Source organism: Chachezhania sediminis (assembly GCF_009765275.1).
GTDB classification, from domain to species: Bacteria; Pseudomonadota; Alphaproteobacteria; order Rhodobacterales; family Rhodobacteraceae; genus Chachezhania; species Chachezhania sediminis.
The window spans coordinates 88,263-96,046 of sequence record NZ_VOPH01000014.1 but is presented as its reverse complement, the minus strand read 5'-3'; the positions used below and the strand labels follow the sequence as shown (position 1 = coordinate 96,046).

Annotated in this window: 8 protein-coding genes; 2 read left to right on the top strand and 6 right to left on the bottom strand. The window is 65.9% G+C overall.

The window, feature by feature from the left end; translation table 11 throughout:
• From FQK05_RS23725 to FQK05_RS23705, 5 genes are all read right to left on the bottom strand, one after another.
• Positions 1 to 559: FAD-dependent oxidoreductase (locus tag FQK05_RS23725; protein WP_158971651.1), on the bottom strand; the 559-nt coding region annotated here is incomplete at its 3' end.
• On the bottom strand, positions 560 to 1,399 hold the full coding sequence (locus tag FQK05_RS23720; protein WP_158971649.1) for an ABC transporter permease: 840 nt from the start codon (positions 1,397 to 1,399) through the stop codon (positions 560 to 562).
• 139 nt (positions 1,400 to 1,538) lie between these two features.
• Positions 1,539 to 2,303 carry an ABC transporter ATP-binding protein gene (locus FQK05_RS23715; protein ID WP_158971647.1) on the bottom strand — a complete coding sequence of 255 codons (765 nt, stop codon included), beginning with the start codon at positions 2,301 to 2,303 and terminating at the stop codon, positions 1,539 to 1,541.
• 13 nt (positions 2,304 to 2,316) lie between these two features.
• Positions 2,317 to 3,348 carry an ABC transporter substrate-binding protein gene (locus FQK05_RS23710; RefSeq protein ID WP_158971644.1) on the bottom strand — a complete coding sequence of 344 codons (1,032 nt, stop codon included), beginning with the start codon at positions 3,346 to 3,348 and terminating at the stop codon, positions 2,317 to 2,319.
• Between the two features lie 188 nt (positions 3,349 to 3,536).
• A complete protein-coding gene (locus FQK05_RS23705) occupies positions 3,537 to 4,313 on the bottom strand; it encodes a shikimate dehydrogenase family protein (RefSeq protein WP_158971642.1) in 777 nt (258 codons plus the stop codon).
• Positions 4,314 to 4,484: 171 nt separating this feature from the next.
• On the opposite strand from FQK05_RS23705, the gene FQK05_RS23700 reads away from it, so the two are divergent.
• Positions 4,485 to 5,399: a LysR family transcriptional regulator gene (locus FQK05_RS23700; protein ID WP_158971640.1), complete on the top strand. Its 915-nt coding sequence runs from the start codon at positions 4,485 to 4,487 to the stop codon at positions 5,397 to 5,399.
• Between the two features lie 88 nt (positions 5,400 to 5,487).
• Entirely contained in the window at positions 5,488 to 6,639 is a 1,152-nt protein-coding gene (locus tag FQK05_RS23695) for a chorismate-binding protein (RefSeq protein ID WP_158971638.1), read from the top strand.
• A 114-nt stretch (positions 6,640 to 6,753) separates the two neighbouring features.
• Here FQK05_RS23695 and FQK05_RS23690 read toward each other — a convergent pair whose 3' ends face one another.
• Positions 6,754 to 7,716 carry a 2-hydroxyacid dehydrogenase gene (locus tag FQK05_RS23690; protein WP_199252758.1) on the bottom strand — a complete coding sequence of 321 codons (963 nt, stop codon included), beginning with the start codon at positions 7,714 to 7,716 and terminating at the stop codon, positions 6,754 to 6,756.
• Between the last annotated feature and the right edge of the window lie 68 nt (positions 7,717 to 7,784).

Genomic DNA, 7,784 nt, shown 5'->3' with positions numbered 1-7,784 from the left:
TCCGGATCGGCACCGTGGCGGCCTGCAGCTGGCCTTCGCCATTGCCGACGCGCATCGGCTGGCCTGCGACCAGCGACAGGTTCGCGTCCCCCGTTGCATCGACATAAGCCCCGGCCCGCGCCTGGAAGGCACCGTCCATGCCGGCCAGCGTCACCTCGGCAATCTGCGGACCCTGGCGCACGGCGCCGGAAATCCGCGTGTGCAGCATTACGTCGATGTCGTGGTCGCGCATCACGCGGTCCAGACCCAGCTTCAGCGTTTCCGGGTCCAGCAGCACGATCCAGTTGCCCGTGGTGGGAGAGCGGTACGCGGTACGGTCGACGCCCATGCCAGCCAGTTCCTGCAGCACCTGTTCGCCCGCGCCCTTCACGGCCTGGATGGGTTCATCACCCCGCTGGAAGAATCCGCAATAGGCCAGCACCTGCGCATTCGTGGCCGCACCACCCAAAAATCCATATTTTTCAACAAGGCAGACCTTTGCCCCTGCCTTTGCTGCGCCCAAGGCTGCCCCTACGCCGGCAGCTCCGCCACCGGCGACAATCACGTCATATTCGGTCATTCAGCTTCTCCAGCTCAGCAGGTATTTCTCGGCGCGGCTGATCAGGAAGTTCACGATCAGCCCAAGGATCGACAGCATCGCGACCCCGGCGATCAGCTGGTCCGTCGACATCAGGTTGCCGGCCAGCAGGACATAGGCGCCGATCCCGTATTCGGCGCCGATCATCTCGGCCGCGACCAGAAGGATGATCGAGATCGAGGCAGAAATCCGCATCCCCGATAGGATCGCCGGCAGCGTGGCCGGGAACACGATCTTGCGGATGATCGCCATGCGGCCAAGGCCAAAGCTTTGCCCCATGCGGATCAGGGTTCGGTCGACACCGTCGATGCCGGAATAGGTGGCGATGACGGTCGGGAAGAAGGACCCGAAGAGGATGGTCGCGACCTTCGATCCTTCGCCGATCCCGAACCAGATGATGAACAAGGGCAGCAGCGCGATCTTGGGGATCGGGAAGATGGCAGAGACCAGCGGCGCCAGCCCGGCACGCGCAATGGAATTCAGGCCGATCAGCATCCCCACGATCAAGCCCAGGGTGGTACCGCAGACAAAGCCGATCACCAGCCGCCGAAGCGAGGCCGCAAGGTGCCGCCCCAGATCGCCGGAGCGGGCAAGGTCCATGAAGGCCTCGAACGCCTCGGACGGCGCGGGCAGCACGAGGGACGAGATGAACCCGCTGCGCGAGCCCCATTCCCAGAAGGCGATCAGGACGACGAAGACGCCCAGGCCCACGAAGCGTATGTCGATGGGTTTGAAGCCGCCACCGCGGAAAGGAACCGGCCGCGTTTCCGTATCGGCCTGCCCCGCGCTGCTGGTCGTACTGTCGAAATCGGTGGCACTCATCTCGGGTTCCTTCCGGTCATCAATGGGCCCTTTCACGAAGGGCCGCGCGCCTGGCGGCGACGTCGGATCCGCAACGGGCCCGACGGAGGGAGGGCAGGGAGGGGGCCCGCTGGGCGCGCGTCCCCTGCCCGACCTCTGCTCAGGTCGTCAGTTCGCGGTCGGCGTCCAGCGCCTCTTCCCGCATCATGTTCCACAGGTCCTGCTGCAACTTGGCCATCTTCGGATCGGACATGTCACGGTCTTCCAGCGGGATATCGATCTGCACGATCTCGCGGATCTTGCCCGGCCGGCGCGACAGCACGACGACATGGTGGCCCAGCCGCACAGCCTCGTTCAGGTTGTGCGTGATATAGCAGGCGGCAAACCTTTCACGGGTCCACAACCCGATCAGGTCCGCCATCAGAAGTTCCCGCGTCTGGCTGTCCAGCGCCGACAACGGTTCGTCCATCAGAAGCACCGCAGGGTCCACAGCCAGCGCACGCGCGATGGCCACCCGCTGCTTCATGCCGCCCGACAGCTGCTTCGGGATCGCGTTCACGAAATCCGACAGCCGCGTCCGTTCCAGCACGTCGGCAATGCGGGCATCGATATCGGCCTTGTCCAGCCCGTGGCCTTCCAGCACCAGCGAGATGTTCCCGTGCACCGTCCGCCAGGGCAGAAGCGCAAAGTCCTGGAACACGTAGGTCAGCGGGTTCAACGACCCTTCGGGCGGACGCCCCACTTCCAGGATCTGGCCGCTGGTGGGCTGTTCCAGCCCGCCCAGCATGCGCAGAAGCGTGGACTTGCCACAGCCGGAGGGGCCGATGACGCAGACGATCTCGCCCTCTCCGATAGTAAAATTGATGTCGCTCAGGATCTCGAGCGGACCGTAGTAATGGGACAGCGATTGGACCCTGAGCTGCATGTTCTTCTTACCGTCAGTAGGTCTTGACGAAGGTCGAATCGACCAGCTGATCCACCGTCAGATCGCTGTCGACCAGCTTTTCATCGGTGAACCACTGCATCTGGACGCCCACGTCGGTCTTGTTCAGCGCCGCGCCTTCGTTCAGGTACATGGCCCCGTTCTGGATCGACGGCGCAGCCTTTTCATAGGGCTGGTCGGCATAGACGTATTTGTGGATCATCCGGGTGACCTCTTCCTTGGCCGCCGGATCCGCGTTCGGATCAAGCAGGGCCGCGTTCACGTCCGCGATCCCCTTGGAATAGGCGCGCAGGAAGCGTTCCACCATGCCCCGGTTGTCCTCGATGTTCTTGACCGAGGTGATGATGGCCGAGATCTGGTATTCCGCGTAGTCGTTCAGCCAGCCGATTTCCTTGGCTGCACCGCTTTCGACCAGGGCCTTGGCGATGTGCGGCACCATGATCATCACGTCGACCTGGCCGGATTTCAGCGCGGCCACCATGGCCCCCACCTTCTGCAGCGGCACCATGCGGATGTCGTCCATGTTCCAGCCCTGATCTTCCGCGATCAGGTGGGTCATGTAATGGAAGGTCGACCCAACCTGGGTCATGGCGACCGAATGGCCCGGAATGTCCGCGACTTCGGTCAGGCCCTCGTCATAGGCCTTGTTCGACGCCAGGATCATCATCCCGTCGAAGCCCGCCTTTTCATGCAGCACGCCGCCGACGATCCGGATCGCGCCCTTTTCGGCCAGGTTCATCAGGCCCCCGGTCACGCCGGTGATACCGAAGTCCACGTCGCCCGACGCGGTCGCCACGGCGATCGGCTGGGCGGACTGAAAGAACTCCAGCTCGACGTCCAGGCCTTCCTCGGCGAAATATCCCTTTTCAAGCGCGACGAAACCCGCCCCGTGGCTGGTGAAGCGCAGCGCGCCAAGGGTCACTTTGTCGTTGGCAAAGGCCGGTGCGGCGGCCAGCGTCGCCGCCGCCACCATGGCCAGGCCCTTGGCGCCCGACAGCAGCTTGCGCCGCGAAAGTGCAGAGAACATGTCGTTTCCTCCCGAAGTCCCGGAGCCGGACCTCCCGGCCATCCGGTCGATTTTCCGTCCCGGTCTCCCGGTCGCGCACGGATGCGCGCCACCCGGGGCGGCCGTATTTCGGCACAGTGTACGAATATCGCGACGGCGTACAGAGCCCGAAAACCGCCGCGGCTATAACTTCAGGCTATGGATTCTCGTTATTCGAGTGCAAAGCGTTCGAGTGCCATTTTTACTTGTGCCTCGGCCATCTGTGCGCCGGTCTGGATTCGCAGGCCAAGCCCCCTTGCCCGTTGCAGGAAGGGGGTGACCGGCGGCTTGGTCACGATGTCCGCGATCAGCGCGCCGGATTTCGTGGCGTCAAGCGGGTCGACCATCGACACGCCGTCCAGACCGATAGCGGTCGCGTTCACGATCAGGTCGGCCATGGCAAGGTCATTCGGGCCGGCGACGCGGCAGACCCCGCCCAGCCGGTCCTGCAATGCCGCGATCCGTCCCGCCTCGGGGTCCGCCAGCGCCAGGTCCGTCGCCCCGGCCTGCGCCAGCGCATAGGCGATCGAGGCACCGGCCCCGCCGCAGCCGAACTGCATCACCCGTGCGCCTCTGGGATCGAAGCCGTTCAGACGCAGTGCCCCCACGAAGCCGACGCCGTCGATATTGTCGCCGACCAGCGCGCCGTCGGCACCCCGAAAGACGATATTGACGGCCCCGCAGGCCGCCGCCGCCCCTTCCACCCGGTCGACGAGGTTCATAAGGGCCTGCTTGTGCGGGGCGGTGGCGACAAAGCCGCGGACATTGCCCCAGTCGCGCAAGGCGGACACGAATCCGGCCAGGCCTGCCGGCGGCACGTGCAGCGGCACCATCCCCAGATCCAGACCGCCGGCCTGCGCCTCTGCGTTCACCACACCCGGCATCACGGTCTGCGCCACCGGATCGCCGATCATGAATACAACCGTCGCCGCCGCCGTCATCGCCATTTTCCCGCTCCATTCCCTGTCATGGTCGGATACAGGTGTACGCAGAAGCCGGCAGCCATGAAAAGGCGCCAGCCCCACATCGTGCCGCCCGGCAGCCTTCCGACAGCGGCAGCTTGCGCCGCGCCCGTGGACGGCAAATAGTGCGGCACCTTTTACGGATCCGTTCTGCCCATGCTTTCGCTGCGTCAGCTTGAAGTCTTTCGCGAAGTCGTCCGTCGCGGATCGATTTCCGCCGCGGCCCATTCGCTGGGCATCGCACAGCCTTCAGTTTCGAACACCGTGCGGCGGCTGGAAGACGTGCTGGGCGTGAAGCTGTTTATCCGGACGGCCAGCGGTCTGCGCCCCACGGTGATCGGCCAGCAGGTCTTCGATGCGTCGAACCCGACGCTGGCCGCGCTGGAACACTTGTCGGAAACGGTGATGGAGGTCGTGCGCGGCGGCCATATCGTCTTCCGCATGGGCGCGACGCCATCGGTCGCCAATGCGCTGGGGCCGCGGGTGCTGGCGCTGTTCGCCCGGCACCGGCCGGCAACCCGGCTCAGGCTCGATACCATCTCGATGAAGCAGGTGCGCGATTACCTTCTGGTGGGCGAAGGCGATTGTGCCGTGACCATCGTGCCGATGGACGATCCCGCCTTCGTCACGCAGCGGCTGTCCTCGGTCGGGATGACCTGCGTCGTGCCACGGGATCACCGGCTGGCCGCGCAAGACGATATCAGCGCCGCCGATCTGGATGGCGAACCCCTGATCTACCTTCATCCCCGCTCGCCCTATCTGGAAAATTTCGCGGCCCTTCTGGCCGGCGCCGGCGTCCAGCCCCGGATCGCGATCGAGGCGCGCTTTACCAACACCGCGCCGCAACTGATCCGCGAAGGCTTCGGCATTGCCCCCATCGACGAACTGACGGCCAGGGGGGTCCATGACCCCTCGCTGAAGGTGCTGCCGATTCGCGGGGCGGCCCGTCATCCGCTTCTGTTCCAGGTCCGCGCCGACAAGGTGGGCGAGGCCGATATCGAACTGTTCTACCGGTGCTTGCGGGATGCGGTCGACAGTTTCGGCCTGCCCGACGAACGCGACGGAATATAGCGTCAGGCTATTTCACCCTGCCTGCTTTTCGCTGGTCCCCGTCCCGTCGCCGGGCCACTTTCCCGCGCACCAGACCGGAGCGCTTGTCATGATCACGACCAACCAACGCCAGACCATCGCGCTTGCCGCTGCACGGTCCCTGCCCTTCGCCCTGTGGCGCGGTCGGGGAGAGACGGAGTTCACCGCGCTGGTATCGCTGACCGGCACGACCACGGCGCCAGTCTTCGGCGCGACGCATTCCGGTTTCGCCGTCTGCCCGTTCCGGACCGAGGACGGCAGCCGGGCCGAGATCATTCCGGCCGATATCCTGGTCCGCGACGCGATGCGGTTCCACGACGGGTCAGGCTGGTCCGACACTCCGGCGACCGATGCCCAGGGCGATTTCCTGAAGGCGCAGGCGCCGGTCCGGACGCAAATCGCGGCCTCGGGCACCGCGCCGGCCTGCACGGCCGAGGCCGATTACCAAGACCTGGTCGCCCGCGCCGTGGCGACGATCAAGGCAGGCGAGGTCAAGAAAATCGTCCTGTCCCGTGCCGATGCGCGCCCGCTGGCCCCCGACCACGACCTGGTCGACATGGCCGAGGTCCTGGCCGACCTCTACCCGACCGCCTGCGTGGCGCTGTTTCACACGCCCGCCGTCGGCTGCTGGATCGTGGCCACGCCCGAGGTCCTTCTCAGCGCCGACAGCGCAAAGATCGAAACGATGGCCCTGGCCGGCACCCAGTGGCCCGAGGCCGGGACCGATCCGGAAACGCTGGACTGGCCTGCCAAGATCGTCGAGGAACAGGGGCTGGTCGCCGAATATATCCGCGTGGCCTTCGCCCAGGCCGGGATCGCCAATGTGTCCGAAACCGCACCCGGCACGGTGCAGGCCGGTCACCTCTTCCACCTGCGCTCGGATTTCGAGGCCCCGCTGGCCGGCACCTCGCCCGAGGCGCTGGGGCAATTGCTGGACCGCCTGCATCCGACATCCGCTGTCTGCGGCATGCCCAAGGACAAGGCCCTGGCCTTCCTCGATGCCGGGGAAGGATACGACCGTACCGCCTATACCGGCTATTTCGGACCGGTCGCGGTCGAGGGGCTGACGAAGCTTTACGTCAACCTGCGGTCCGCACGGGTGTCGGGGTCGGACATCTACCTTCATGTCGGTGGCGGGATCGTGGCGGATTCCGTGCCGGAAACCGAATGGCAGGAAACCGTCCAGAAGGCCCGGATCATCGGCCGCGCGCTGGACGCCTGAACCTGACGTCCGAAATCCGTCCCGTGCCCGGGGACGGCAAGCCGGATCGCGCAGGCGATCCGGCGGGGGTGGGCGGGCGGGCCGTCGACGGGCGCGGGACGGTTGCCCCCTGGCCTACCGCACCAGGTTGAACGGCTCCTCGCCCGCCTCGATCGCGGCAATCCCGTCCACAAGGCACATGCCCATCGCATGCCGCGTTTCCACCGTCGCACTCCCGATATGGGGCGTGGCAAAGACATTGGGCAGCGCCGCATAGCGCGGGTCGAAATCCGGTTCGCCCTTGAAGACATCAAGGCCTGCCGCGAACAGGTGCCCGCTTTCCAGCGCCGCGATCAGGTCGTCGTCCACCACCAGGTCGCCCCGGCTGATGTTCACCAGCACCCCGCCCGGCTTCAGCCGCCCGATCAGGTCGGCATTGACGATGCCTGCCGTTTCCCTGGTGCCGGGTGCGGCGATCATCACCATGTCTGACGCGTCGAACAGCGCCTCCTTCGTGTCGAAAAAGGCGGCCCCCTGTTCCAGCTCGGCCGTCAGGCGGGACCGATTGTGATAGGCGATCCGCATCCCGAAACCCCGCGCCCGTTCGGCGATGGCCCGGCCAATCCGGCCCATGCCGAAGATCCCCAGCACCCGGCCCTTCAGTTGCGGGCCCGTCAGCTGGGTCGGCGACCAGCCCGGCCAGTCCCGGTTGCGGATCATCGCCGTGGCTTCCCGCGCGCGGCGACTGGCGCCCAGCAGCAGCAGCATGCCCACATCCGCCGTGGCATCCGTCAGCACGTCGGGCGTGTTCAGGACCGGGATCCCCAATTCCTTCGCCACCACCAGGTCGACATGGTCGAGCCCTACGGAATAGGTCCCCAGGGCCCGGATCTGCGGCAGGCGCGCAAAGAAGTCCCGGTCGACCCCGATCCCCGGGGCCACGATGACGAAGGGATATCCTTTCGCCGATTCCAGCGTCTGGTCGCGCGTCATCCGCGTCACCGGCGATTTGCGGAAATCGAACCGCGATGCCAATTCTGCCTCGACAGAGGCCGGCAGTTCCAGCGCCGCCATCACCTTCGTCTTCTTGTCGCTCATGGGGAAGGGTCCTTTCCTGCCGTCCATGCATTCATGCGCGGGCGGCAGGGCCGGCGCAACCCGGTCCG

What these genes read in the sequence shown, in the direction of transcription:
- FQK05_RS23720 (WP_158971649.1), bottom strand. Translation starts at nt 1,399, where the DNA reads ATGAGTGCCACCGATTTCGACAGTACGACCAGCAGCGCGGGGCAGGCC.
- FQK05_RS23715 (WP_158971647.1), bottom strand. Translation starts at nt 2,303, where the DNA reads ATGCAGCTCAGGGTCCAATCGCTGTCCCATTACTACGGTCCGCTCGAG.
- FQK05_RS23710 (WP_158971644.1), bottom strand. Translation starts at nt 3,348, where the DNA reads ATGTTCTCTGCACTTTCGCGGCGCAAGCTGCTGTCGGGCGCCAAGGGC.
- FQK05_RS23705 (WP_158971642.1), bottom strand. Translation starts at nt 4,313, where the DNA reads ATGGCGATGACGGCGGCGGCGACGGTTGTATTCATGATCGGCGATCCG.
- FQK05_RS23700 (WP_158971640.1), top strand. Translation starts at nt 4,485, where the DNA reads ATGCTTTCGCTGCGTCAGCTTGAAGTCTTTCGCGAAGTCGTCCGTCGC.
- FQK05_RS23695 (WP_158971638.1), top strand. Translation starts at nt 5,488, where the DNA reads ATGATCACGACCAACCAACGCCAGACCATCGCGCTTGCCGCTGCACGG.
- FQK05_RS23690 (WP_199252758.1), bottom strand. Translation starts at nt 7,716, where the DNA reads ATGAGCGACAAGAAGACGAAGGTGATGGCGGCGCTGGAACTGCCGGCC.